Origin of the sequence: uncultured Dysosmobacter sp. (genome assembly GCF_947631165.1) — a bacterium.
Lineage (GTDB): Bacteria > Bacillota > Clostridia > Oscillospirales > Oscillospiraceae > Oscillibacter.
This window is the reverse complement of record NZ_CANRKH010000003.1, coordinates 13,455-39,717: the sequence shown is the minus strand read 5'-3', so window position 1 is coordinate 39,717 and position 26,263 is coordinate 13,455. Positions and strand designations below refer to the sequence as shown.

The following is a 26,263-nucleotide window of genomic DNA, read 5'->3' as shown; positions in this document are numbered from 1 at the left end:
CCCCTTTTTTAAAGCGTGTTGTCCATATCGGCGGTGATCTGCTCGCGCAGGGCCAGAAATTCCGGCGACGTATAGTCCCGGGGCCGGGGCAGGTCCACCGTGTACTCCTTATGGACGGAGGTGGGACAGTTGTGAAGCAGGATGATGCGGTCAGCCAGATAAATGGCCTCTTCCGCGTTGTTGGTGACAAAGACCACGGTGCGCCTCGCCGTGTTGCTGATGCGTTCCACTTCCTCCTCCATGAGGTAGCGGGTCTGGGCGTCCAGATGGCCGAAGGGCTCGTCCATGCAGATCAGCTCCGGCTCGTTGGCATAGGCCCGGGCGATCCCCACGCGCTGCTGCATACCGCCGGAGAGCTTTACAGGGAACTGGTTTTCAAAGCCGTTCAGGCCGACCAGGTCGATGTATTTCTGCGCCCGCTCCCGGCGGATCTTCTTGGGAACTCCCTGCATCTTAGGACCGAATTCCACGTTTTGCATCACGGTATACCACATAAACAGGTTTGTGGTCTGATAGACCATACCGCGCTTGGGGGAGGGACCGGAGACCTTCTCACCGGAGACGACGATTTCGCCGCCGGTGGGACTTTCCAACCCGCTGATCAGGTTCAGGATCGTGGATTTACCGCATTGACCAGGGCCGAAAAGAACCACGAACTCGTTTTCGTAGACATTGAAATTCAGGTCGCTGACCACAAGATTGTCGCCGGCCATGGAATAGAATGTCTTGCTGACATGTTTGCACTCAATAACTGTTTTCCGCGTTTCACTCATTTTCCCCGAACCCTCCATCTGCAAAGTACGCGTTCCGCCCAGCGCATCAGCACTGCCAGGAGAAGTCCCACCACTGCGATAGCAATGATGCCCACAAAGATCTGCGTCATGTCGCCATTTTCCTGGCCGGCGGTGATCGTCCAGCCGATGCCCTCCGTAGAACTGACCATCTCGGCGGCCAGCACAGCCATCCAGCAGGTGGAAAGGCCGACCTGCATACCTGCGAAGATGTAGGGAACGCAAGAGGGGATGACTACGTGGAAAAATGCTTGGATCTCATTAGCGCCCAGCATGTAAGCCACGCCCAGCATATTTTCATCCACCTGCTTGGCGCCGGCGTATGTATTGACCACGATATTGACAAAGCCGGCCATAAAGATGATGAAAGTCTTAGCAGTCTCGCCGATGCCGAACCACACAATGGCCAGGGGGATCCACGCCACGCTGGGAATGGGGCGAACCAGCTCAAACAGCGGCTTGCAGACAGCCTCCACCATGCGGAAACGTCCCATAGCAATCCCCAGGACCACACCGCACACGGAGGCCAGGCTGAAGCCGATCACCACGCGGCGAAGGCTCACCGCCAGGTGCATGGGAAGCGTCAGCTCACGGCCAATGGCATTGGAAAAGGTATAGGCCATGCGCTGCAGCACCTCGAGAGGCGTGGGCAATAGCAGGCCCACGGATGTGAACTTTACGCCCAGCGTCCACAGGATCAGTATGGCCGCAATACCGATCAGGGAGAAAAAGAGGGAGTTTCCCATTTCCTTGAGCTTGATCTTCATTCGGCTTTCCCTCCCCGTACAAAGCGTTTTTCAACGACGTTGAAGATGGCGGTAATGACTATGTTGATCATGCCCAGGCTGAAAATGCCCACCAGGATCAGGTCAGAGCGCAGCAGGGACCGGCCGATGGAGATCAGATAACCAAGGCCGCTGGTGGAAGCCAGCAGTTCCGCCGCCACCAGGGCCATCCAGGAGGAGCCCATGGCGACCCGCAGCCCCGCAAAGATCATAGGCAGGGCCGATGGGATAGCGACTGTGAAGAGCATTTGCATATTGGATGCGCCAAAGGTCTGAGAGACCCAAAGATGGATCTGTTTGGTCTGGCGGATGCCGGAGTAGGAGTTCAGGATGCAGGGAATAACAGTGGAGAAAAAGATGAGCACGGCCTTAGCCTGCAGGGAGATGCCAAAGACCACGATCATCACGGGGATCAGAGCAATGGGAGGGATGGGCTTGAGCAGGTCGAACACAGGGCGGATGATTTTATCGACGACCTTGAACCAGCCCATGGCAATGCCCAGAGGCACACCGATCACCGCACCCAAAACATAACCGGACATGGCCACCTGCAAGCTGGAAATGAAGTGCTTGGGCAGCGTGGCCCCGTCGGGAGCTTTCGAATGGAATTTTGTGATAAAGGTCTCCAGCACCTTCACAGGGCTGGGCAGAGAATAGGCGGGGACCAGTTCAAAAACCGCGGTGGCAAGATACCAAACCAGCAGAAATACGCACACAGACAGCAGGGAGATGACCTGATACTTTCTTTTCTGCTTTTTGGCGGTGTTGAGCTTTTCAGTATTCATAGACAACATAGCCTTTCTGCCAGGGACGGACATTCTTCTGGAATGTCCGTCCCTGAAAATGCGCCAAAATACCGGGCTTATTTCAAAGCGGCCAGTGCGTCATCAAAAACATCGGCGGCAATATTGGCCTTCACGTTCTCAAGGCCGGTGGAGTCAATCAGATCGCGGGACTCAAACCAGGAGGCGTAAGAGGTTGCAAACTCACCCAGAGTGATGCCGGAGGCCACTTCAGACGTCAGGAAGGGCTTGCCCTGGATAGATGTACGGGCCTCGTCAGGAGTGAGGGTTTTGCCGCAGTTGGTATACCAGTTCACAACGGTTTCCACCGCCAGATCCTCATCAGCGGCCAGCGCGTCGCACGCCTGATAGAGCAGAGTGACGAACTTCACGACATCGTCATAGCGGTTTTCATAGGCGTCGGCGGTACAGACGGTGGACTCGAAAAGTTCGCCGCCGATGGAGCCCAGTGTGGCGATGATCTCGGTGTTCATCTCATCCATATCATAGTAGCAATAGGGCTCGGTAAGCACGGCGTAATCGCCCTCGCCGGCGACCCAGGAGGAATATACGTTGGCGATCTCCAGGTTCATGATCTCACATTCATCAGGGCTGACGCCAATGGATTCCAGCCAAAGATTCAGGGTATAGTGGCCGGTGGTGCCGATGCAGGTGAGCAGCGTTTTGCCGCGCACGCACTCCGCCATCTCCTCGGGAGTTTTGGCTTCTGTGAGGGGATCGCCTTTGCGGGCCACAACATAGTTGCCGTCAGTGCCGTCCACCTGATGGGCTACCAGCTTGCAGCCATAGTTGGCCAGCGCGTAGACGAAAGCGCCGCCGGTAACGGCGATGTCCCACTCGCCCATGGCCTCATTGATGGGAGCACCGCCATTGAATACCAGCCAGTCGATATCAAGGCCGGCAGCCTTGTCCAGTTCGTTGGCCTGGATGTATTCCACCATGGAGCTGCAGTAGAAGGACTGCACGGCGACTGTCAGGGGTTCAGAGGACTTAGCGGCCGGAGCGCCGTCAGCAGCTGGAGCGGGGGAAGCTTCCGGCTCCTTCTCCTTTGCGCCGCAGCCGGTCATCAAGCTGATTGCCATGGCCAGAGTCAACAAGAGAGCGATTGTCCTTTTCATTGTTTTCCCTACTTTCTTTTGATATTTATTAAACCAACCATCCGTTGGATTAATACACGGGAAATTGTTTTGCGCGCTTATGCCAAAAACGCGAGGCGTTCAAGCCTGTTTTTCCGCACGGCGCTTATTGCTTTTCCACAAGAATTCGTAAAAGGGGCCTTCCTTTTCTATGTGTTTTTTTAAGTTTATCATCAGTGCTTGCCCTTTGTAAAATACTATTATATAATATTAATCATAGGTAAATATATATGGTTTGACGATAGAAAAAGTTTCCCTGCAAGGAGGAAGCATTTATGACGCTGCGCCACATTGAGATTTTTGTTGCCGTCTGCCTGGAGGACTGCTCCATTACGCGGGCTGCCAACCGCCTTCATATCTCCCAGCCCACTGTCAGCGTAGCCATCCAGGAGATCGAGGCCCACTATGGACACAGGCTTTTCGATCGTTTCTCCAACCGGCTGTACATCACGCCCTTCGGCCGCACGATCTATGACCAGGCCCTTCGCCTGTTGAATCTCTATGACGATATGATCAACGTCCATCAGTCCAGCAAGGTGATCCGGGTAGGTACTGGCACGGCTATTGGCAAGTTGCTGATGCCATCCGTCGTCAAAAGCTTTTCCGACATGCATCCGGAGATCCAAATGAAGATCTGTGTCAGTGAATCGCCGCGTCTCTACCGTATGGCCATGGAGAACGAGTTGGATCTGGTGATCGCGGAAACCGTGGATGAGATCGTGGGCCTGTCCCACCGCATGATCCAGCAATATCCGATAGTTGGCGTTTGCCATAGGAGCAATCCGCTGGCGGGCCAAGCTGCTGTGACCGCGGAAGAACTGGCCCGGGAAAATCTGCTTCTCCGGGAAAAGGGGTCATCGACCCGGTATGCAGTGGATGTATTTTTTAAGAATCACAATCTGAATGTAAGTCCTATGTGGGAGAGCTTTTCAGTGCAGACCCTGCTGAACGCGGCCCGGGAGGGGATCGGCGTTGCCTTTCTCTCGCTGGACCATGTTTTGGCAAACCGGGACCCAGAGCTTGCGATCCTGAACATTCCCGGCCTGGACGGCTGCCGCTATGTGAATGTGTGTTTTCACAAGGACAAATTCTTTACGCCGGAGATGACCGAGTTCCTTCAGTTCTATGAAGCGCATACAAGACAGCTCCTGGAGGATGGCCTGCGGTTCTATAGCCGGCACAGTTGAAAAGGATCCAAAGGCTCCTTTTCCCCACAGCGCTGCTGACGAACGGCCTCGCCTCCTTTTATGGTTCTCAGGGATCGGTTTTTTTAAGCAGCTGAAAAAGGATCCCGCCTGAAATCACGGAAAGAACTGTCCATGATGCGAACATCGGCGAATATCCGAACCGATCAACGACTTGACCATACAAAAAGGAAGCCGCGCCGGCTCCCAGATATGCTGAAAAATCCATCAAGCCGCTGACGGACGCCATGTTTCCGCTCTGGGCATATCGGGTCGGATAAACAGAGAGGAACGACGTATTGGCAAGAGAAACGGCCGCATAAATGAGGCTCAGACAGAACATTGCGATCATAGGCGTGATCCCCCGCAGGCAGAGGACAGACGCGCACACAGCGCAGACGGCGAAGGCTCCCAGCGACACACGGTGCTCATGCTGTCCGCAGTGCCGGAAGAATAACGGATATGACGCGCGGCCGAGAAAGCCGATGATCGGGATCAACAGAATAAAATAGGAGGACTGTTCTAGGTCAATGGCGAAGGAATCCACGAAGAAAACCGCCATCCACAAGGTGACATTATCCTTTATAATGCCATGCGAGACTGCTGGAAGCAAAATAGTCCGCGTTTCCCGGCTCCGAAGGAGCTGGAAAATGCTTTCATGCATGTCTGCATTTTCCGAAAAAGGCACTTGGACCGGCCGCAGGGAGCATAGAGAGATTGCACCCAGCAGCAGGGTCAGCGCGCCGGGAAGGATAAAGGCCCACCGCAGGCCGCAATGCTCGATCAGGTACAGATTGATCAGGATCCCCAAAATATTTCCGGTGGCGACAGATGTGACCATGACGGAGTTCTTTTCCCGCGCTTCCTGCGGATCGTACAGTACTGAAATGGTGCAGAGGACAGAACTCCAAAGCATCGACTGTGCGAAGGCGTTTGCGCACCACAGCAGAAAAAGCCCGGCAAACGGCGGAAAAAAGCTGAAAAAGACGTTGCTGATCCCAGCGGCCAGAAGTCCGGCTGAGATCATGGACCACGGCTGCCGCCGGTCGCTGAGGATGCCGTTCAATAGGCGGCCAGCCGCGTAAACGACGGAAAAGGCGCCGCCCAGTATCCCATACTGCTGGGCAGACAGGATCTCCGCGCTTTTCAAGGCAGGAGAGGCTATTGAGAGATTCAAGCGGGCGATATAGATGGCAGTATAGGAGAGATAACAGAGCGCAAACAGAATTTTCCGCCTTTTTTTCATTGTGACGCCTTTCCGTAGCGGATCGTATCCACATATTCGTGAGTCAGCTTTGACCGTTGGACAGCCTCATCATAATCTTTGGCTGAGAGTGCGATCACGATCGAATCCATAACGCTGATATGCGCGATCCGCGCTGAGACCGCTTCCATAGGATATTGGATCTCGTCGGAATAGACGGCGATGGGAATGTCGCAATGCGAAACGATGGGACTGTTGGGATAGCTGGTCACGCAGGCGGTCACGGCGCCCTTCGCTTTTGCCAGCTGCAGAGATTCGATGGTGGGGATCGTACGGCCTGAGTGAGAGATTCCAATTGCCGCGTCTCCTGGCTCGATATTTAGAGTGGAAACCTTCATGGTGGGGACATCCGTGAGGCAAAAAGCATGCTGTCCGATCTGCATGAGACGGTATTGAAAATCCATTGCCAGGGCGGCGGATGTGCCGACAGCATAAATATATACATGGCGGGCGTGGTGGATCGCTTCCACGGCCCTTGTCACAGCCGCACGGTCGATTCGTTCCGCGGTGTCATGCAGGGTTTTTACATTTGCGGAAAACACCTTATCCAAAATGGAGCTAGGAGCGTCCTGAGCACTGATATAAGGTGAATAATTGAGCTGCATGTTTTTGGAGATATCTGCGGAAAGCGATATTTTCAGCGCGGGAAATCCGGAAAAGCCCAGGGATTTGCAGCAGCGCAGCACAGCGGAACTGGCCGTGCCGGTGCATTTTGCCAATTGCCGTACCGTCATATGGATGACCTCTTCACCGTACAGGGCAATATAGTCCGCAATGCGCTTTTCAACGGGTGTCAGCGCGTCGTACCGGGTCTGGATCTCAAATAAGCAAGAATGAAAATCCATGGCAGCCTCCCAATTTGAGATTGACAAGTCATTATCTCAAGCTATAATAGAATTAAATTCTAAGATTGATTTATCTAATGGAACAAAATTATAATAACAATGCTCCACAGGAAAGTCAATACCGTTTGGAGGCGGAAGCATGAATTTGGCAGTTGAAACGTATGTCCCCCGAAAATATTATGATGATGCGGCGGCCATGAAGATCATTCGGAATGCCGGGTTTGATGGGATCGATCTATCCTTCTATTGGGCTTCACCGGAGAATGATCTTTTGGGCGGCGATTATTTGCGGCGCGCCGAGACCCTCAAACAGCTTCTGCGGGAGAACGGGCTTCAGTGCCATCAGACCCATGCGCCCTTTGATTTTCACTATGGCGAAGCGATGGACCGTTCTAATCCGCACTACCTGGGGATCCTCCGTTCCATAGAATCTTCGGCTCTGCTGGGGGCGAAGCAGATCGTCATTCACGGAATAAAAGTTCCCGAGGGGGCAAGGTCGGAAGCGTCTCTCGCCTATAACTATCAATACTATAAAAGCTTTGAGCCCTGCTGCCGCAAATTCGGCATCCAGATCGGCGTGGAAAATCTGATCACCAGCGTTTTTCCGGAGCCGCAGTATCTGAACCGAATGCTGACCATGCTGGACTCCCCGGTTTACATCGCGTGCATTGACCTGGGCCATGCGCCCATCGCCGGTACAGCTCCCCAAGACTACCTTCGGGGCGTGCTTTCTGGAATGGTGCAGGGCCTGCATGTCCATGATAATCATGGAAAAACAGATGAGCATATGCTGCCGTACATTGGCACATTGGATTGGGACGCGATCACGAAAGCGCTGGCGGATATACAGTATGCCGGTGACTTTACGCTGGAGATCTATCGCTTTTTGGATCAGTTTGATCCAATGCTTTTGGAGCATGCGCTGGCTTTCGCGGCGAAGGTCGGACGCTCTTTGATCGAAAAGATCGAAAAAAATCCATAAATGGCGCGGCATGCATGCGCAGGATGAAGGCGGAAGCTTATTTTTATAAGCTTCCGCTTTTGATTTGTCTAAAGAGGGCTGTGTCAAGCTCGAAAAGCTCAGCTGCAATTAAAATTTTCTAGAAATGTTTAATAAACTGTTTAATTCCTCGAGCCGCTGGGACATCACGTTGAATTTTATAGATTCCTGCAAACAGCAAGCCCTGGCAAATCGAATTGAACTGTTTATTAAACTGTTTAATCCAAAAACCGAAAAATATTCAGATTCGTCGATTTTTACATCAAAAGGTGCCGGTTGACTTTCAAAAATGTGTGTGTTATATAAAAATTACTTCAATTTTATTGGAGAAATTAAGCGAGTGAGGAGAACATGAGATGAAGAAGTTATTTGCAATGATGCTGTCCATCGCGATGATGGTCACCGTGCTCGCCGGCTGCGGCGGAAAGACTGCGACGCCTGACGCACCGGCCGAGCCTTCTACACAGGACCAGCCCGCGGATGTGCAGGAACCGGCTGCTCCGGAAAACGATTTGGGTGGTTATCCCGATCACAACATTTCCTGGGTCGTTTGCATGAACGCCGGCGCCGGCACGGATCTGGCGGTCCGTAAACTGGTCGATATCGTCGATCTGGGCGCGAATGTGTCTGTCGAGAATATTGCGGGCGGCTCCCAGACGGTGGGATGCATCGATGCGCTGTCCCGTGACCCGGACGGCTATACCATCATCTCCATGGCAAACTCCGGCCTGATCACGCAGCCCATTATGAACCCGGACCTGGGCTACACCCTGGATGACTTCAAGATGATCGCGATGCTGACTCCTGAGTGCACGGCTACGATCTGCGTCTCCAACAGCTCCCCCATCCAGACCTGGGAGGACTGGGTCGCCTTCGTGCAGAGCAAGGAGGACTTTACTTACGCCATCTCCGGCGCCGGCGGCTACGGTCAGCTGGGCCTGATCAACGTCCTGCAGCAGCTGGACGCTCCCCAGGGGACCCTGGTGGGTTATGACGGCGGCGCCGGCGCCTATCAGGCTCTGATCAATGGCGAAACGGATTTCGCGATCCTGGACGACAACGCCGTTTATTCCCACTTCAATGAGGGCGAGTGCAAGGTCCTGGGCACGATCTATTCCTCCCGCTCTTATTACCTGCCCGATGTTCCCGCACTGAGCGAGTACGGCCTGGAGGACCTGGATGTCCTGGGCGGCTGGAAGTTCATCGCTGTTGACGCCGACACCCCTGACGCTGTGGTGGACTATCTGTCCGAAAGGATCATCGCCGCGCTGGAGACGGATGAGTACAATCAGGCTATGCAGGAGATGGGCTTTGGCGAGTTCAACGAAGTCCTGGCAGGCGACGACCTGACCAAGCTGATGGAAGACACCGTTGTCCTCTATACGCAGCTGCTGAAGGACGCCGGCTTAATGTAAGGCCCCCTTCACGCCGGTGAAAATCAGGCCGCGCTTAACGCGGCCTGATTTTCGGTCATATCGGTCAAATGGAAATGCGAGGTGTAACGATTGAAAACCAAAAATCCCAGACAAGATCTGTTTTTGATGCTGTTTTTCATGCTGCTGGCGATTGCACTCATTTTTTACATCATTCCGAATCAGATCAAGATCACATCCATCATGGAGGCGGAGACCTTCAGCCCGCGGTCTGTTCCCTATCTCGCATCCGGCGGTCTGCTGCTATTTTCCACCGTCGGCTTTTTGCAGAGCTTGGCCGCCTGCATCAAGCTGCGCGCGCCTGAAAAACAGGCGGCAAAAGCGAAAAGAACGAAGGAGGAGTGGACCGACCTGCTGTTCCCCTATTTCATCTTTGTCTTGATCTTTAGTTACTATCTGCTGTTCCGGTATTTTGGGATCGTTATCGCCTCTGTGGTCGTTCCGCCGGTCATGCTGTGGTGCCTGCGATGCAGAAAGTGGTATATGTATGCGATTTATTACGTTTTCTTTGCGATCATGTACCTCCTGTTTACAGCGGTGCTGGGCGTCCCCATTAAGTAAGGAGGTATCGTATGCTTTCCATTCTATCAGAGATCATCAATGCGCAGAATCTGCTGATGATGAACGTCGGCATTTTTGCGGGGATCATCATCGGTGCGATGCCGGGACTTTCTGTGACCTTTGCCGTCACGGTGCTCCTTACGCTGAGTGTGGGCCTGGAATCGATCCCTGGCATGTATCTGCTGCTGGGCGCTTATGTGGGCGGCACCTATGGCGGCTCCATCACGGCTATTTTGATCAATACTCCCGGCACGCCGAATGCCGCGGCGACCGTCCTGGACGGCTATCCGCTGGCCAAGCAGGGCCGGGCGGGCGACGCGCTGAAAGCCGCCCTGTATGGCTCCACCATTGGCGGACTGCTCAGCGCCGCTGCGTTGATATTCCTGGCTCCGCAGCTGGCAAAGATCGTGGAGGTCGTCGCGTCCCCGGAGTACTTCGCCATCTGCCTCTTCGGATTGGCGGCAACGATCAGCCTTTCCAAGGACAATATCATCAAGGGCCTGATCTCCGCCATGCTGGGCTTGCTGTTCTGCTGCGTGGGGCTTGACCCCGCTTTCGCCACGACCCGTATGATTTTTGGGAGCCGCAGCCTTGTGGCTGGATTCAACAGCGTGACCTGCATGCTGGGCTTGTTCGCGCTCAGTCAGGTCCTCTTTGAGTGTAATGCGGCCAGAAAGGCAGGCGACCATGCCGGCACCTGCGGGATCAAGCTGACCAAATCCACACTCAAGCTCCTGGACATGCTGAAATACTGGAAAACCATTCTCAAGTCCTCCATTTTCGGCATTATCATTGGCGCCATCCCGGGCACCGGCGGCACTGTCTCCGCCATGTTCTCCTACAACGAGGCCCGCAGAAGCTCCAAACACCCGGAGGAATTCGGCAAGGGCAGCCTGGAGGGCGTTTTAGCGCCGGAGACCGGCAACAACGCGGTCACTGGCGCCACTATGATCCCGATGCTGGTGCTTGGCATTCCAGGCGATGCCATCATGGCCATTATGCTGGGTGCACTCACCATGCAGGGGATCACGCCCGGAGCGAGCCTCTTTAAGGCCGGCAGCATTTGGGTCTACGCCATTATGGGCGGCTTGATCCTGATCAATCTTTTCATGCTGCTGCAGGGTTCCCTGTTCATTAAGCTGTTTGTCCACGTCTCCAGGATCCCGGAAAATATCCTCCTGCCCTGCATCGTGACCCTCTGCATGATGGGCGCGTTCGCCATCAACAACAATCTCTTCCAGAACATTGTGCTGGTCTGCTTCGCGCTGGCCGGATACCTGATGAAGAAATTTGACATTCCCTCCATTCCCTTCGTGATCGCATTGGTGCTGGGCAGCCTCTGTGAAACCAATCTTCGCCGCTCTCTGACGGTCTCTCATGGCGATCCCTTCGTTTTCTTCAAGCGCCCTATCAGCTGCGTGGTCCTGCTGGTTTCCATTGCGCTCCTGTTCTATCCGTTTATTGAAAAGGGCATTCGGATGCTCCGTGAAAAACGCGCAAAGGAGAATACGCCAAAATGAGATACAGCATCAGTGCATGCAGCTTTTATAAGTCTCTGCTTCGGAAGCTGCTGGAGATCCCGGAAGATTTCGGCGTTGAGATCTTCACCGAGTTCGGAAGCGATGATCTTTGGAACCGGTTCTTGTGTGAATTGAGCGCCCACGGATTTCATGGATTCAGCATCCACGCTCCCTTTGCGTTTGTGGATATCGCAGCAGACTGCGACGAAGAGAAGCTCTTTGACACGCTCAGGCGTCCGTTCGACCTGTATCACCGGTATCATGGCGAATTTTATGTGCTGCATCCATATGGACGTGTTCCCGGCAGCGCGCAGGAACAGGATGACTGCCGCAAACGGTCTTTGGACCGGCTTGCGAAATTTCACGAGATCTGCAAACAGAACGGCGTTCGGCTTGGCGCGGAAAACCTCTGCACAGGCGCCCCTCCGCTTTTCGATCAGGAACAGTTCCTACAGATCTTCAAAGAGATTCCAGACCTCAGCTGTGTCATTGACATTGGTCACGCTCTGGTGACAAAGCTGGACATTGCAGAGGTCCAGCGCCAGCTGGGAAGCCGCATCTGTGCGTACCATCTCCATAATAACAATGGTTTATCCGACCAGCACGAGCGGCTGCGCAGCGGTATCATGGATTGGAAGGCCTTTGCCGAGAATTACAAAAAATATACGCCGGAGGCCATCGGCGTACTGGAGTATTTGGCTTATACGGATATGAAGACCTATGTGGATGACCGTGCGTTTCTGGATGACCTGCTGAAACAAAGCTAGTTCGTTTCGACCCGACTGCAAAACTGAAAAAGCCGGCTGAACCGCGTTGGAGTGTTTCAGCCGGCTTTTTATGCGGGATCAACAGCCCAAACAAAAATATATAGAAGAAAAGGTGGAATTCCGACCCAAAAATTGTTATACTTTTAGTGTTCTCAGGGGACAAGGGACAGGATATGTACAATATAGATTCAGGGGGATGACGTCATGAAAAAATCGAAAGTTACGGCGAGAGATGTCGCGAAGGCGGCAGGCGTTTCCCCCGCAACAGTTTCCATGATCTTAAACAATTACTCACATGTCAGTTTTACGGAAGAGACCCGCGTTAAGGTGCTGGATACCTGTGAAAAGCTGGGATATCAAACCATCGGGAATCGGCGGCTGAGTTTTGCTTCCGGAAGGATCTTGTTGATTGTCTGTCCCTCTTTTGCAAATCCCCACTATATAAAGGAGATCAATGGAATTCAGCAGCGCTCCCAGGAATTGGGATATGAAACCGTTATTTTCTGCACGAACCGCAGTAAGGATAAAGAGGCGGTTTTGGTTCGCGTGTGCCGGGAATTGCAGGTGGCCGGAGTCATCCTGCTGTATCAGCCGGATAATGCTTCGGCATTTCGGCAGTTGAATATGGAAAATCAAATTGTCCAGCTCTATGATTGCGCCGGAAGTTCAGATGTCAGCATTATTCAGATGGATAACTTCAAAATTGGGCGGATGATCGCAAAGCATCTCATTGGCCTGGGACACGAGCATATTGCGTATGTGTCCTTCCCCATAACAAAGACGCAGCCATCCAGACAACGCCGGATCGACGGCATTAAAAGCTATATGCAGGAGATGTCGCTGCCTCCGGAGGAATGCTTGAAAATATGTACGGTGGAAACGCTGCCTGTTGAAACATGCGGAAATTTGGAGGGCTATGAGACCGGATATCTTCTGGGCAGCTATTTACTGGATCACAATGAACAGGTCACCGCATTTGCCGCCATCAATGATATGGTCGCATACGGCATTATGGACGCGGTCTATGCGCACGGCAAGAAAATCCCGCAGGACTATTCACTCTGCGGCTGTGACAATCTGCCGGATTCTGAGTATCAGAAGATCTCTTTAACGTCAGTAGAACTCTTTACGGAAGCAAAGGGGCAGGAGGCCGTAACGCTCCTGGCGCAAAAGATCGAAGCCCAGAGCCGCAATACGAGCAGCTTTGAGGGCCCGGTCCGGATAACCCGTATCGAGTACGCTCCAAAGCTGATCGTTCGAAAAAGCAGCGGAAAATGTGCACGTATCCTGAAAGGCTCATCTTGAAACACAGTGCTTCCGAATGCCCCGGCCAGTATAGCGGCTGTGCCTGTGGTCAAAATGTCTCCCGTCAATTGAAAAAGGCAGCACGGCTTTTTGATTCTTTCAGAAACCTTTTCAGTAAAGAAAATTCAATTTCCCCCCAAATGCTTGAGTCCAAAGATTGTTCGTTGAGGTCATGCCCTAAAAAAGGACGTTGCCGTTTTGGCAGCGTCCTTTCTATGATATTGGGAAGAATCCGCTTGCTCAGGCCTGCAGTGCCTTATTCCGGGTCAGTGCGGAGACAACGACAAGCAGAAGCACAGAGAACGGGAAGGCGACAAGCACTGTCGCAAGGCCAAAGGGCTGGCCGGCCATCTCCCAGCCGATGGTCAGGATCGTACCGCCTACCATGGATGCGATACCGCCCCACTTGGTCACTTTATTGGGGCACACAACACTGGCCAGCAGAGAGGGGGTGATCCCCGCGCCGACGATCGTGCTCGCCCAATACTGAATGGCCAGGATGCTGGGGAAGAAGTTCAGCAGGATCAAGGACGCTACGCCAAAGACCACAATACTGATTTTGGTCACTTTGACAATCTGAGCGTCCGAAGCATCCTTTTTGAAATGCGTGAAGATATCAGTACCTACATTGGTGGAGCCAGAGAGCAGATAGGAATTGGCGGTGGTGAGAATGAAGCCCGTGCAGGACGCCATCATCAAGCCGCCGATCACCCACGGACACACGGTGGAAAGAGCAATGAAGGACTGAGAAGCAATGATATTGCTGCCAAAATACAGACGTCCAATGTAAGACAGCACGGAGACGGAGGGCAGCACAATGATGGTGCCCAAGGCCCAGCCGATCATGCCGATCTGTACGTTTCTGTCGCCCTTGGCCGCAGCCATTCTCTGATACAGGTTCTGATCGCCCAGAGCCAGCAGGAAGCCGGGAGCATAGTTTGCCAGATAATCTTTTGCGGTCCATCCGGCGGTAAAGGTCAGGCCCTGAGGAGCCAGCTCGGCTGTACGGTCCAGGACCCATCCCCAGCCGCCGATATGGCTGAAGATGTAGATAAAGGCGCAAACGAGGCCGGCCAGCATGACGCAGACAGAGAAGGCGTCGATCTTCACCACAGAGCTCAGTCCGCCGGAAACCGTCGCAATGATGACCACAACACAGGCAATCAATGTCATCAGTTCAATGTCGAATCCTGTCGTAGCGTTCAGCACGATACCCATGGCGCGCAGTTGATAGGAAACAATGGAAAAGCTGGCCAGCGCGATCACTGCGGCGGACAGCACGCGGGCATTGGTCCCGTAGCTGTCCTCGATCAGCGCGGCGGTCGTCATCTTACCTCTCTTGCGCACCAGAGGTCCGATCGCGTAGAGAATGACAATGGCCAGAATGCTGCCGGACGCATAGCAAATGGAGGGGAAGAGGCCTGCGGTATACGCAATGGAATTGATGCTGCCGGCAACCGCGCCGCCGCCCATCCAGGACGCCATAAAAGTAGCCATCAAAACGAAAGAACTGAGGCCCTTTCCGGCAAGAGCAAAGTCTTTGATGCTCTTTCTGTTTTCTTTTTTCTTGGCCAGATATGCAAAGATAAACACCACGACAAAATATGCCGCGATCATGATCAGCATTTTAGGCTGAGGAACCATTTGCGCAAAAGTCATGTGGAAACTCCTCTCTTTTTCTCTTAAAGTTATTTTAGGCGTTCAGGATTTTAGTGATTTCCGCGACTCTTTCGTCGGGCACTGCGAGCTTATTGGTGCTTGCGACCCACAGAGAGTCAAATTTGACGCGGTCAACAATGGCTTTCAGTACCGCAACGCTTTCGTCCGAATCGTTGAAGTTCTGGCTGAGAAAGACTCGGAGCTTGAATTTGCCTTGATACTGCTGGCTGAATCTGATAATGCTTTCCGTCTGCTTGGCGGGGGTAAACTCCAATTCGGGAAGCGGACGGTGATACTTTTTGAATGCCTCGTCTTCCACGATCCCGAACGCCCCGACGACTTCCTCTGCCAGGTTGGCAACACGCATATGCTCGCCAATGCCAAGCAGGTAGCAGTTCGTGACCAGACGGACCGGCAGGCCCAGCGCATGGACACAGTTGATGATATCCTCCAGATGTACGTTGGTCAAAATATCCCCCTGGCCATAGATCTCCACCAGATCCGGCTTGTCCTCCGCGATTTTCTTCTTCAGGTCCTCCAAAGAGTCTTCGATAGGTCCGAAGTCGTGCCATTCGCCTTGGTACTTGGTCCGGCCGCGATTGCATACGATGCAGTCGAAAATACAGGCCTTTTCAGGCTGGATGTCCACACCAAGCACCTTGCGCCCATCATCGCCTACTTTGATGTAATCATCCATTTTATACTTCAGATAATTCATGTTTCAAACTCCTTTTTGTGAAGCTGCCGAATCAGGCGTGCAGGATCTTGGAGATCTCCTCCACACGCTCCTCGCTGACCTGGTACTTGGGCCAGGTGCCCACCCAGAGGGTCGTATACTTGATCTGGTCGATGACCTTCTTCAGCTCTGCGACCTGCTCATCGGAATCATTGTAGCCCTTGACCAACAGAGCGCGGAGGGTAAACTTGCCGTTATACTGGTGGCTGAAGCGGATCATGCTCTCAGTCTGCTTGGCAGCAGAGAACTCCAGCTCCGGAACGGGCCGGTGGATCTCATTGAAGGTGGCCTCGTCGGTAAAGCAGAAGCCCGCGACGACCTCTTCAAACTGGGTCGCCAGCTCGACATGGCCGTCGATGCCCAGCAGATAGCAGTTGGTGATCAGGCGGGCAGCCACACCATGGCCGTGGGCGCAGTCCAGGATGCCCTGCAGGATCGGGTTGGTCAGGGGATCGCCCTTGCCGCCGGTAACTTCCACGATATCGGGCTTTTCCTCCTCGATCCTCTTAGCCAGGCCCTTCAGGGATTCGCTGGGGTCACCGAAATCGTGCCACTCGCCCTGATACTTGGTCTGACCTGCGTTGCAGATCTTGCAATTGAAGATGCAGGCCTTTTCGGGGTTGATATTCACGGAGAGGACCTTGCGGCCATCAGGATCAACCTTAACATGTTCATACTGCTTGTACACGAAAAAATCCATATTTGTACCTCCACTAATTGTTTTTTGAGATCACCGTTTCAACACGCGCTTGTTCTCACACTGCGTAACGCTTCCTTTCCCCTTCCTGTATAGTAAACGGATTTCCTGCCCCGTGGTGCTGGTATGCCGGTTTTATAGGAGTTGCTGTCCGGCAGCTGCGTGTCCGGTAAAGGAAGGAGCCATTCCATATTGATATGTTGACATGTCAATATAGGGATAGAAAAAATCGCACACACTGTGCGATGCCACACCGCTTAATGGACTTTGTTTTTCAAAGCGGCAATGAGCGTGATCTCGAGGGCATACTTGGGTGCTGCCAGCTGCGCGCCCACACAGGTCCGTACCGGCTGCGTCCCGTTTTCAAACCATGCGTCCCAGACGGAGTTAAATTCCGCAAATCCGTTCATGTCTGCAAGGTATACGGTCGCCGACAGGATCAAACTTTTATCTGAGCCGTATTTTTCAAGTGTTTTTCCCAGATTGTCTAAGCACTCCTTCGCCTGTTCCGCTACCGTACCGCCTCCGCTGGCCACCTGACCGGACAGATACAGCGTGCCGTTGTAGACTACAGCCTCATGGAATCTGCCGTTGCTGTTGTAACGATCGATATTCATTGACATTCCCTCCTTCCCAGTACATGTTCTTTTATTAGTGTCTTCTGGTGTTCATTTTAATCTCGTATGATACGTTTGTCAAGAAAATTCGACATGTTGACATATCAAATTTTAAGCGATATACTTAGATAAAATAACCAAGCCCTCAGGACTTATCAATCATAAACGGAGCATGCTATGAGTGATTATGAACGCATTTTGCAGCTGATTCTCGACGTGGGCACCGCTATGATCCAAAGCGGGGCGGAAACACACCGGGTTGAGGACAGCTTATACCGCATGTGCGAGAGTTATGGTTTCGCCGGATGTAATGTATGGGTCATTCCCAGCAATATTCAGGCGACTGCAATAGTGCCGGACGGCAGCTGCATAACACAGATTCGCCATATCCGACGGAGCGGTATAGACTTCGGGCGCCTGGATGATCTCAACGCGCTCTCACGCCGCGTCTGTGCGGAGAGACCGGCTCCGGGCCCCTTTGCTGCCCAGCTTGCGGCAATCAGCAGTCCCCCTCAACATGCATGGATAAATTACTTGGCGGGAGCGTTGGCAGGCGGCGGGTTTGGCGTTTTTTTCAACTGCGATTTGGCTGATGCCGCCGCAGCGGTCTGCACGTCGCTCTTAGTCACCTTCCTGAGCCGGAGCATCAGCCGGAAAGAGGATAATCCTTTGGTCGCAAATTTTGCGATCTCGTTCCTTGCGGAAGTCTTTATCATCTTTTCCGTGCGATATGGCCTTGGACACCATGTAGGCTATGTGGCAGCAGGCGTCGTGATGCTGTTGATCAGCGCATTGGGCACCACCAACGGCGTACGGGATCTGGTCAGTTTGGACACCCTTTCCGGCGTATTAAACATCAGCTTGTCAATCACAGGCGCTATCGGCATCGCGCTGGGGATCGTCCTGCCTCTGCGCCTGTTTTTGGATCAGGGCGTCAACGAAATCATGATCTTAAATCCCCGCATAGAAGTCGGACTGCTCTCCTGCACGATAGGATGCTTAGGATTCTCCCTGTGGTTTCGCGTCAAAAGCCGGCATATCCTTTGGTGCACTTTGGGAGCCTTTTTAACATGGTCCGCATATTTGCTGTGCTTTTACTACGTCTCCAATAACTTTTGGGCAACTCTGACCGGATCGGTGGTCTGCGCTCTTTTTTCACAGATCATGGCACGGGCCCACAAGGCGCCTGCGACGGTTTTTCAAACGATCTCTGTTTTCCCGATCATCCCGGGCACCGCACTGTACTACGCTATGTACGGCGTTGTGATCGGGGATTTCTCCTTTGCCTGCGAAAAGGGACTCGCCCTGTTGCTGAGCTGCTTCGGGATCGTACTGGGATTTCTGTTGGCCCAGGTGCTGAGCTTCCTGATCTGGCCAACTTCCATAAGCGGAAATAAAAGTGCGGGAAACAGCTGAGAATTCAGGACGAGGAATGGAAATGTCCTGCCAGAAGTTGGCACCGTTTACGACATATCTGCCTTGACTTTACCTATGGTTCTTTGATATGATATAAAGAAATATGTTAAGGCAATGTGTATTGTTATGAGAGGCCGTCACGTAACACAAAAGAAGGCATGTGATGGGACAAGTTCAAAACAATCAGAGAACGAAGAGGTAGTACATGAGCATCCCAGTATATGTGAGGATTCAACAGTTTATCAAATCAAAAATTGCCTCCGGTGAATGGGCCGAGGATATGCGGATCCCAACAGACGCTGAATTCAGCAAGCAGTTTGGATGCAGCCGTATCACCGTAACGACCGCATTGCGGGAGCTGGTGCAGGATGGGATCATCTATCGCGTGCAAGGGAAAGGCACCTTTGTTTCCAAACAAACCACCGCACGTCAACTGTATAAAAGCTCTGAATTGACGCAGTTGGCTGTATCCATAGATGCCCTGTCGATCCCCGGTGAGCATAAGTGCATTGGCTGCCGTATAGAGCAGCCTTCTGAAGAAGTGATGCAGAAATTAGGCCTTCAAAACAACCAGATCGTGATCGTCATCGAGCGCATGAAATATGTTGACCAGAAGCCATATGCATTGGAGGAGATGTTCCTTTCGCATGATGCGTTTTCCTTTGTCTTGGACAACCATATGGAAAACGCAGGGCTTTCTGAAATCGCAAAGATCTGTGGGCGGATTGTCGGTCCATGCTATGCGACTTCATCCGCGGTACTTTGTGATGAAAAAAGGGCCGAACTCATGAATATCCCAGTCGGAGCCCCTATTTTGAGGTTTGGCCTTGATCTGCGTGACGACCAGGATATGCCTATGGCATACGAAGTCGTTTTCACAGCAGGCAGCACAAATGAAGTTTGTGCAAAGTGAGACACTGCAAACGCATATGTAATAGCTTAGAGTTTGTTTGGTAATGAGCCGCCGCAGGAGACCTGCGGCGGTTTATTGATATCTAGTTGGAATGCCAAATTTAGAAAAATTTCAAGATCCCAGTTGACATGTCAACCTGCATGTGATATTTTCATAATAAATGACATGTCAACATGTCTAATTTGCGGACGGCTTTATTGGAAACCCGTAAATTGGCTGTTTGACGAAGCGGCAGGGTTGGACAACATGATACAGCCAGAGGAGGCAAACGCGATGAACATAAAGAATGCTATTCAGGCGGTCGATACGCATACAGCCGGGATGTCGACCCGCGTTATCATCAGCGGCGTTCCGGCATTAAAGGGGACGACAATGATGGAAAAAAAGAATTACTTTTTGAGCCATTATGATCATCTGCGGAGTGCCTGTATGCTGGAACCCCGAGGGCATGAAAACATGTTTGGGGCGCTGATCACAGAGCCCTGCGACCCCACCTGCGATTACGGCATGCTGTTTATGGACGCTGAGGGCTGTCTGAACATGTGCGGGCATGGGACCATCGGCGTGTCCACGGCGCTGGTGGAGCTGGGCATGGTCCCTGTTATGGAGCCCATTACGAACATTAGACTGGAAGCCCCCGCAGGGCCCGTGGATGTCACAGTCAAGGTGGAAAATGGCCGTGCTGTGGAGGTTTCCTTCCGCAATGTACCGGCATTTCTGTATCGAGAGAAGGCTGTCGTCACGGTGCCGCAGCTGGGCCGCGTGACGGTCGATATCTCGTTTGGAGGAAGCTTCTTTGCGCTGGTGCACAAGGAAGAGCTGGGGATCGAGGAGATCTCTGCCGATCGTCTCTCGGTAATTGTGCCCAGAGCACTGGAGCTGCGTAAATGCGTCAATGAACAGATGGTAGTGCGTCATCCGGAAGTTCCGATCGAAGGCGTCGATCTCGTTGAAATATACGGACCGCCCAAGGCGTCGGACGCAGATGTTCAAAATGTGGTCGTGTTTGGACATGGAGAGGTCGACCGTTCTCCCTGCGGAACAGGCACATGCGCAAAGATCGCGGCCCTTGTGAAAGAGGGAAAACTGGAACTGGGGAAGGAGTTTGTTCATGAAAGTATCCTCGGCACCAAATTCCGGGCCCGAGCGCTGCGCAATGTGAAGGTCAATGAGTTTGACGCCATCATTCCAGAGATCACAGGAAGCGCTTATGTCACAGGATTCAACACACTTTTTCTTGACGAACAGGATCCTTTTAAGGCCGGCTTTGTTCTTTGAGTCTGACAAAAAAGGAACTGAACCGCCTGGGAAGAAAATTCTCAACAGTGCACACCCTCAGTGGACGGAGACTGGTCATAACAGGGGTGCAGTGTTGCTCCCAAATGTTCTTTGCGTTCTTTTCAGATACTTAAAATAATTGCTGCATACAAACATTGGAGGTGTTTTCATGGATCCGACTTCTGGAAGCCAGGCCATCCAGCTGAAAAAAGAACTGAGTGCCGAGACATTTATTTTCCCATTGCTGTTCGTGGCCTTTTTCGCAATGCTAGCGGGGCAAATGGGCCTTGCAAATACGATCAATACGATGATGAACACAGCGTATCAGCTGCTGATGGATACAGTCCTCTATCTGACCGCAATCTGCGTACTGATGGGCGCGATCTCCGCTCTCCTTTCTGAGTTCGGATTCGTGTCTCTCGTCAATAAGCTCCTGCAGCCGCTTATGAGGCCAATTTATGGACTGCCGGGAGCGGCAGCTCTGGGAATCGTTACGACCTTTCTCTCAGACAATCCCGCAATCCTCGCTCTTGCGGAGGACCAGTACTTCCGCGACCGGTTCAAGCGCTATCAGTTTCCCGCGCTATGCAATATGGGAACCGCTTTTGGCATGGGACTGATCGTATGCACCTATATGCTGAGTCTTTCCTCCACGATGGGGGAATCTCTGGGTCTGGCCGTCATTGTGGGCCTTGCGGGGGCGGTGATCGGCAGCATTGTCAGTACGCGCTTGATGATGCGTCATACGAAAAAGATCTTTGGGCCGGACGCTCCGGCGCTGTCTAATGCGGCAGAGGGGATGTCGATCCCACCAGATATGCGGCCTGTCCGGCAGGGCAGTGCCGCGGGCCGGTTTATGGATGCCCTCCTGGAGGGCGGACATAGCGGCGTGAAAATGGGTATGAGCATCATTCCTGGTGTACTGATCATCTGCACAGTCGTCATGATGCTGATCAATGGCCCGTCTGTGGACGGTACATACACCGGCAGCGCCTATGAAGGCATTCGGCTCATCCCGATGATCGCCGAGAAGCTGGATTTTATTTTGAACCCGCTGTTCGGATTTTCTTCACCTGAGGCAATCGCCGTTCCGGTTACTGCCCTGGGCGCTGCAGGCGCATCCCTGGGCCTGGTCGCCACGCTGGCAGGCCAGGGACTGGTGAGTGGAGGCGATATTGCAGTGTTCACAGCTATGTGCATGTGCTTTAGCGGCTACCTTAGCACCCATGCCTCCATGATGGACAGCCTGCATTGCAAAGAACTGATCGGCAAAGCCATTATCAGTCATACCATCGGTGGTCTGTGCGCCGGCATCGCGGCACACTGGTTGTTCGTGTTGGTACAGTTTTTCGCCTGAAAAGTAAGATAACAGGTAGGCGAACTGCACTCCGGAATTCGCCCTGCGCTGCTGGGGGCATTGCCGCCTGTACGCGCTCCAATCAGCGGATTAAGGAAGTCAAGATATTTTGACCTTGGAATGATCTGAAGGAGGGCATCAATATGTTTGATGTAACAGGGAAAGTCGTTATCGTTACTGGCGGAAATAAAGGAATTGGCGAAGGAATCGCAAAAACCTTTGCAAAAGCCGGAGCCAAAGTCGTGGTTTGGGCACGAAATGAGGCAGACAATAAGCGAGTCTGTGATGAGATCATGGCAGCAGGCGGCGAGTGTGCTGCGTTTTCCTGCGATATCAGTGATGAGGAGCAGGTGAATGCTGCTGTTCAGAAGACCCTTGATACATATAACGGAAGGATCGATGTGCTGGTCCACAGCGCAGGCATCATGATGCAGGGTGATACAAAAAAGGTGCCGGCGGAGTCTGTCAGCGGCTTTCGGAAAGTGGTCGAGGTCAATCTGATAGGCGCATATCTTTGCGCTGCGGCAGTATTTCCCATTATGCGCAAGCAGCGGTTCGGGAGGATCATTTATATTGCTTCCGCAATTCATCAGCGTATGGCTGCCGGACGTGTTCCTTCCTATACAGCCTCTAAAACAGGGGAGATTGGATTGGTACGGCATTTAGCGATGGAAGGCGGCGAGTTTGGCATTACCGTGAATGCGATTTGTCCAGGAAGCACGCTGACGCCGATGCTGCAGGCAATGATAACATCTCCCGAGCAGCTTGCGTGGCGCAAAGGCCAGATCCCCACTGCCCGCTTGGCCACACCGGAAGATCATGCGTATCTTGCAATTTTCCTGGCATCAAAAGAAGCGGCCCAAATCAATGGACAAGCCATCAATGTTGACGGCGGTCAAACGCTGCCATGGGTTGACAGAGATACCTACTTCCAGGATGTTGAGGATCGTTAAGTGCCGGGGAAAATGACCGGATGACCTGCTTCGGGTTTGTGTTGCTATTATTAGAAGTCAGCTGAAATACGCCTGGGAGAAAAGCATTCATGAGCGGCGCAGAAGCAATAAGCGCTTGGATCTTCTTAATTTAGTCTACTTTTCCCTTCTTTATAATAAGGCATCCCCCTGATTGGGGGATGCCTTATTTCTTCTATTATGGACATTAACTTTCCTGCGGTGGCAGCTGACATTCATCAGAACTCATTGGCGCAATGATGCGGCGCAGTCAGAAATCGATGCCCTCTTTGCCTGCAGATTGTATTCTCTGCGATGGATGCATTTCCCGCCTCCGTGGGGCGTATCATGGACACGCGAAGCTACTTTCACGGGAAAGTCCTTCAAAGCCCTCATGCGGCAGAAGGACATTTATAAAGAAGATATCGGCGAAAAAGCGATGCAAGCACCGGTGTTCGGCGGTTAAAAACACTGCCCGTCAGGCGGTCTACTGCCGCTGATGCCGAAGACTGCGGGAGAAGTGGACTAGGTCCGTGGACATCCCGGAACATCCTGCCGCCCAACAAGAATAACGGCTCCTATCTCTGCCATACAAAGCTGGCCTCTCAGACGGGATGGCTTTGTAAGATTTCTTTGAGAAACTCTACAAACTGGACGGCCTCACAGCTCAAAGTGTTCCCTTTTGGATAGATCAAATACATTCTTGAAACATATCCGGGAATTGGAATATAAACCAGATGGTAAGGGGAAAGCAAATCATCCGATTCTGAAGTACCGATCCCAAACGCGTTGGTGCTGCTGATCAAGCGAAATTTCCAATCGGAGTTGTCTACATAAATGCGTTTCCGCGGATTGATGGCGCTGATCGGGAAATAGCTGGGGTGACTCAGATCAATAGGATGGATCACATTATTATCCTGATTATAGCGGCTGATATAGGGGTAGTCCTGCAGTTTGGTGAAATCGAACGGCTCCCCGGCCCTGTATCCCTCCAAGGCCGGATGCTCCTTACGGATCTTGACGTTGAGCGTCTGTTCGGTCAAAAACTCCTGCTCAAGTCCCGCTTTTGCAATGCAGTCCCGTTCCACAGCGTCGATGGTATCGGGAATGGAAATGATTCCGATTTCACTTTGATGCATCGCGACCGAAGTGATGCAGTCCGACAAAAGCCCCGTATTCATCAAAAAAGAGATACTCTTGTCCTTTTCATAAAGCTGGCAAAGTTTTTGGAAGGCCATGTAACAGTAATTCATATGCATGCTTACACAGGTAAATGTATGTTGGAGGTTACTTCTTTTAATTTTTTCAATGTTGTTACACTGCTCCTGAATCATATTGGCACATTTCAAAAACTGCTCTCCCTGCTCCGTTAACTTGCTCCCGTTGGCCGAACGGGCAAATACCTCAAAGCCCAATTCATCTTCCAGCGATTTGATTGTTCGGCTCAAATTGGAAGTGGAGGTAAACATGGCGTGTGCTGCTTTAGAAATGGATTTGGTTTGCGCACACGCAATGACATATTGAATTTGTAATAAAGTCATAAATAAAACCCTTTCTGCAAGTGATGAAACAGTACAACAACAATTTTTTGACATAAATATATACCATCTATACAGCCCATGTCAAAAGGATTTGAACAAAATAGCAACTCTGCTTTCGTTTTTTGACGACTAGCAAGCAGATGGGTCCCATGCTAAACTAAAAAATATTTATAAGCAAAATATTTTGCATGACGGCGTATTCTCCCACCATACGGCGTACCGTATGGACTGACCAACTTATTCCCCTTTTCTGTGCAGAATGACGCGGCCTGTAGTTTCCAAACAGTTCCGCCGCAGGGGATTCATATCAAGGAAGGAGGATAGGGAAAAGAAGAAGGCCGGCAGCAGAATGCGGCCCGCGTTATGTCGGCACTGCATTGGATCTCATCATTATAAAAAACAAAAGGAGGATCAGATCATGGCTTCTAAATTTGACTGGCAGGATGTCATCAGAGGCTTTAAAACTATCCTTAGCCGGAATGCGCTGCTGATTATGGCTTTTTATATCCTAAATCAGTACTCCACTTATTTTAAAAACGGGTTCAGAAGTTTGCTTGTCCTAGAAGATGTCGGTTTACCTGCAACGGTACTGGGACTGATGATCTCTATGTTTCTTGCTGTGGGGATGTTTACACGTTCCCCGTCAGGAAGCATATGCGATAAACGGCAGGATAAACTGAAAACGATCCTGATCATAGTGGGCGTTCTCAAAGCGTTCAGCTGCCTGCTGTACATCATTCTTAAAAACGAAATCGGTATGTGGATCTGCTTCTTCTTTGATGCGATTGTATGGTCCTTTACTACCGTTGCCGCCCCTGCGGTTCTGGCAAAGTCCGTGGATAAAAAGGCTATGGGAAGCGCCTATGCAATGTTTATGGGATTACAGATGGTCGCAGTGGCATCAGCACGCCCGCTTGGAGCGAAACTCTTTGGTATGATGGGCGCTGTGCCGCCAACTTTGATTGCCGCCGGCATCCAGCTCCTTGCTGTTTTGTGTGTGCTGTTTATGGACGGTGAAAAACTGGCGCAGGGCTTTTCTGCGGAAGAACAGGCGCCCACACTAGAGAAATCGGTGGATCAAAAGGCAATCGCGAGGCGGAATACAATTATGGGGATTTGCCTTGTAGCCCTGCCAATCTCCATTGCAAACGGCCTGCAAATGGTCTCCTATCAGATGGATTCCGGCTACGGTCCTGCGTATGCCAATGTTATTGGCTTAGATTACACGGTGGCAGCGTCCATCGGCGGTTCCATCACCGGCGTGGTCGGAATCATAGTTGGCTTCTTATGTGACTTCATGAATCCCTATATTCCTCTGCTGATCTCCTTCCTCGGACAAGCCATCGCCCCCTTTATGATTGGCAGCGCAACGACACAGTCCGCTTATAGCCTGGCGCTTCTGGTGTTCTTCTGTACAAAGTTTTACGAAATTCCTGTTCGCATTGTGGCTATGAAAAGCGTTTCCATGCACGAGCAGGGGGCAGCACAGGGAACGGTTTTGCTGGTCATGGATTTGTTTTCCATTATTTGTTCGACACTGTGCGGAGCAATGATTGACCAGTTTGGATACCGGCAGGCGTGGATCAACACTGGCATCATTGGGGTCGCGGCCCTTGTCGTGCTGGTTGTCATTGCGATGCTAGACAAAAAGAAGCGCGGAAAGAAAGCAGTCCAGATAATGTGATAGCAGCCAGGGGACCTGTTT

At 52.1% G+C, this 26,263-nt stretch carries 24 protein-coding genes; 13 read left to right on the top strand and 11 right to left on the bottom strand.

Annotated elements, in window-relative coordinates:
• Window positions 1-8: 8 nt before the first annotated feature.
• From Q0Z69_RS02325 to Q0Z69_RS02310, 4 genes are all read right to left on the bottom strand, one after another.
• Window positions 9-773: an ABC transporter ATP-binding protein gene (locus tag Q0Z69_RS02325; protein WP_298029503.1), complete on the bottom strand. Its 765-nt coding sequence runs from the start codon at window positions 771-773 to the stop codon at window positions 9-11.
• Window positions 770-1,558, bottom strand: a complete 789-nt coding sequence (locus Q0Z69_RS02320) for an ABC transporter permease (RefSeq protein ID WP_298029501.1) — start codon at window positions 1,556-1,558, stop codon at window positions 770-772. The genes Q0Z69_RS02325 and Q0Z69_RS02320 overlap by 4 nt, the downstream gene beginning before the upstream one ends.
• Window positions 1,555-2,361: an ABC transporter permease gene (locus Q0Z69_RS02315; RefSeq protein WP_298029499.1), complete on the bottom strand. Its 807-nt coding sequence runs from the start codon at window positions 2,359-2,361 to the stop codon at window positions 1,555-1,557. Before Q0Z69_RS02315 ends, Q0Z69_RS02320 begins: the two co-directional genes overlap by 4 nt.
• A gap of 77 nt (window positions 2,362-2,438) precedes the next feature.
• Window positions 2,439-3,497: an ABC transporter substrate-binding protein gene (locus tag Q0Z69_RS02310; RefSeq protein WP_298029497.1), complete on the bottom strand. Its 1,059-nt coding sequence runs from the start codon at window positions 3,495-3,497 to the stop codon at window positions 2,439-2,441.
• A gap of 293 nt (window positions 3,498-3,790) precedes the next feature.
• On the opposite strand from Q0Z69_RS02310, the gene Q0Z69_RS02305 reads away from it, so the two are divergent.
• Entirely contained in the window at window positions 3,791-4,702 is a 912-nt protein-coding gene (locus Q0Z69_RS02305; protein ID WP_298029495.1) for a LysR family transcriptional regulator, read from the top strand.
• Between the two features lie 67 nt (window positions 4,703-4,769).
• On the opposite strand, the gene Q0Z69_RS02300 is transcribed toward Q0Z69_RS02305, so the two are convergent.
• Both Q0Z69_RS02300 and Q0Z69_RS02295 read right to left on the bottom strand, forming a co-directional pair.
• Window positions 4,770-5,945: an MFS transporter gene (locus Q0Z69_RS02300; RefSeq protein WP_298029493.1), complete on the bottom strand. Its 1,176-nt coding sequence runs from the start codon at window positions 5,943-5,945 to the stop codon at window positions 4,770-4,772.
• Window positions 5,942-6,808 (bottom strand): MurR/RpiR family transcriptional regulator, encoded by an 867-nt coding sequence (locus Q0Z69_RS02295; RefSeq protein ID WP_298029492.1) that lies wholly within the window; start codon window positions 6,806-6,808, stop codon window positions 5,942-5,944. The genes Q0Z69_RS02300 and Q0Z69_RS02295 overlap by 4 nt, the downstream gene beginning before the upstream one ends.
• Window positions 6,809-6,947: 139 nt before the next feature.
• On the opposite strand from Q0Z69_RS02295, the gene Q0Z69_RS02290 reads away from it, so the two are divergent.
• The 6 genes from Q0Z69_RS02290 to Q0Z69_RS02265 all read left to right on the top strand — a co-directional run bounded on the left by Q0Z69_RS02290 (window position 6,948) and on the right by Q0Z69_RS02265 (window position 13,394).
• Window positions 6,948-7,790 carry a sugar phosphate isomerase/epimerase gene (locus Q0Z69_RS02290; protein ID WP_298029489.1) on the top strand — a complete coding sequence of 281 codons (843 nt, stop codon included), beginning with the start codon at window positions 6,948-6,950 and terminating at the stop codon, window positions 7,788-7,790.
• 374 nt (window positions 7,791-8,164) lie between these two features.
• Window positions 8,165-9,223 (top strand): tripartite tricarboxylate transporter substrate binding protein, encoded by a 1,059-nt coding sequence (locus Q0Z69_RS02285; protein ID WP_298029486.1) that lies wholly within the window; start codon window positions 8,165-8,167, stop codon window positions 9,221-9,223.
• Window positions 9,224-9,313: 90 nt separating this feature from the next.
• Entirely contained in the window at window positions 9,314-9,802 is a 489-nt protein-coding gene (locus tag Q0Z69_RS02280; RefSeq protein ID WP_298029484.1) for a tripartite tricarboxylate transporter TctB family protein, read from the top strand.
• Window positions 9,803-9,813: 11 nt separating this feature from the next.
• Window positions 9,814-11,322 carry a tripartite tricarboxylate transporter permease gene (locus tag Q0Z69_RS02275; RefSeq protein WP_298029482.1) on the top strand — a complete coding sequence of 503 codons (1,509 nt, stop codon included), beginning with the start codon at window positions 9,814-9,816 and terminating at the stop codon, window positions 11,320-11,322.
• Window positions 11,319-12,089 carry a sugar phosphate isomerase/epimerase gene (locus Q0Z69_RS02270; RefSeq protein ID WP_298029480.1) on the top strand — a complete coding sequence of 257 codons (771 nt, stop codon included), beginning with the start codon at window positions 11,319-11,321 and terminating at the stop codon, window positions 12,087-12,089. Before Q0Z69_RS02275 ends, Q0Z69_RS02270 begins: the two co-directional genes overlap by 4 nt.
• 204 nt (window positions 12,090-12,293) lie before the next feature.
• The gene (locus Q0Z69_RS02265; protein ID WP_298029478.1) at window positions 12,294-13,394 is read left to right on the top strand and encodes a LacI family DNA-binding transcriptional regulator; all 1,101 of its coding nucleotides are present in this window, start codon (window positions 12,294-12,296) and stop codon (window positions 13,392-13,394) included.
• 240 nt (window positions 13,395-13,634) lie between these two features.
• On the opposite strand, the gene Q0Z69_RS02260 is transcribed toward Q0Z69_RS02265, so the two are convergent.
• The 4 genes from Q0Z69_RS02260 to Q0Z69_RS02245 form a co-directional block, all read right to left on the bottom strand.
• Complete coding sequence (locus tag Q0Z69_RS02260) at window positions 13,635-15,053, bottom strand: sodium:solute symporter (RefSeq protein ID WP_298029477.1); 1,419 nt, start codon at window positions 15,051-15,053, stop codon at window positions 13,635-13,637.
• Window positions 15,054-15,087: 34 nt separating this feature from the next.
• Window positions 15,088-15,771, bottom strand: a complete 684-nt coding sequence (locus Q0Z69_RS02255; protein ID WP_298029475.1) for a hypothetical protein — start codon at window positions 15,769-15,771, stop codon at window positions 15,088-15,090.
• A gap of 31 nt (window positions 15,772-15,802) precedes the next feature.
• On the bottom strand, window positions 15,803-16,489 hold the full coding sequence (locus Q0Z69_RS02250) for a hypothetical protein (RefSeq protein ID WP_298029472.1): 687 nt from the start codon (window positions 16,487-16,489) through the stop codon (window positions 15,803-15,805).
• A gap of 254 nt (window positions 16,490-16,743) precedes the next feature.
• Entirely contained in the window at window positions 16,744-17,103 is a 360-nt protein-coding gene (locus Q0Z69_RS02245; RefSeq protein ID WP_298029470.1) for a RidA family protein, read from the bottom strand.
• Window positions 17,104-17,280: 177 nt separating this feature from the next.
• On the opposite strand from Q0Z69_RS02245, the gene Q0Z69_RS02240 reads away from it, so the two are divergent.
• From Q0Z69_RS02240 to Q0Z69_RS02220, 5 genes are all read left to right on the top strand, one after another.
• Window positions 17,281-18,519 carry a threonine/serine exporter ThrE family protein gene (locus tag Q0Z69_RS02240; protein ID WP_298029468.1) on the top strand — a complete coding sequence of 413 codons (1,239 nt, stop codon included), beginning with the start codon at window positions 17,281-17,283 and terminating at the stop codon, window positions 18,517-18,519.
• A gap of 205 nt (window positions 18,520-18,724) precedes the next feature.
• The gene (locus Q0Z69_RS02235; protein ID WP_298029466.1) at window positions 18,725-19,432 is read left to right on the top strand and encodes a GntR family transcriptional regulator; all 708 of its coding nucleotides are present in this window, start codon (window positions 18,725-18,727) and stop codon (window positions 19,430-19,432) included.
• Between the two features lie 273 nt (window positions 19,433-19,705).
• Window positions 19,706-20,710, top strand: a complete 1,005-nt coding sequence (locus Q0Z69_RS02230) for a proline racemase family protein (protein ID WP_298029463.1) — start codon at window positions 19,706-19,708, stop codon at window positions 20,708-20,710.
• Window positions 20,711-20,879: 169 nt separating this feature from the next.
• Window positions 20,880-22,067 carry a nucleoside recognition domain-containing protein gene (locus tag Q0Z69_RS02225; protein ID WP_298029461.1) on the top strand — a complete coding sequence of 396 codons (1,188 nt, stop codon included), beginning with the start codon at window positions 20,880-20,882 and terminating at the stop codon, window positions 22,065-22,067.
• A 143-nt stretch (window positions 22,068-22,210) separates the two neighbouring features.
• Window positions 22,211-23,020 (top strand): SDR family NAD(P)-dependent oxidoreductase, encoded by an 810-nt coding sequence (locus tag Q0Z69_RS02220; RefSeq protein WP_298029459.1) that lies wholly within the window; start codon window positions 22,211-22,213, stop codon window positions 23,018-23,020.
• 602 nt (window positions 23,021-23,622) lie between these two features.
• Here the strand turns inward: Q0Z69_RS02220 and Q0Z69_RS02215 are convergent.
• Window positions 23,623-24,558, bottom strand: a complete 936-nt coding sequence (locus Q0Z69_RS02215) for a LysR family transcriptional regulator (RefSeq protein ID WP_298029457.1) — start codon at window positions 24,556-24,558, stop codon at window positions 23,623-23,625.
• Between the two features lie 259 nt (window positions 24,559-24,817).
• Here Q0Z69_RS02215 and Q0Z69_RS02210 point away from each other — a divergent pair, with 259 nt between their 5' ends.
• Window positions 24,818-26,242 (top strand): MFS transporter, encoded by a 1,425-nt coding sequence (locus tag Q0Z69_RS02210; protein ID WP_367272203.1) that lies wholly within the window; start codon window positions 24,818-24,820, stop codon window positions 26,240-26,242.
• The last annotated feature ends 21 nt before the right edge of the window (window positions 26,243-26,263 follow it).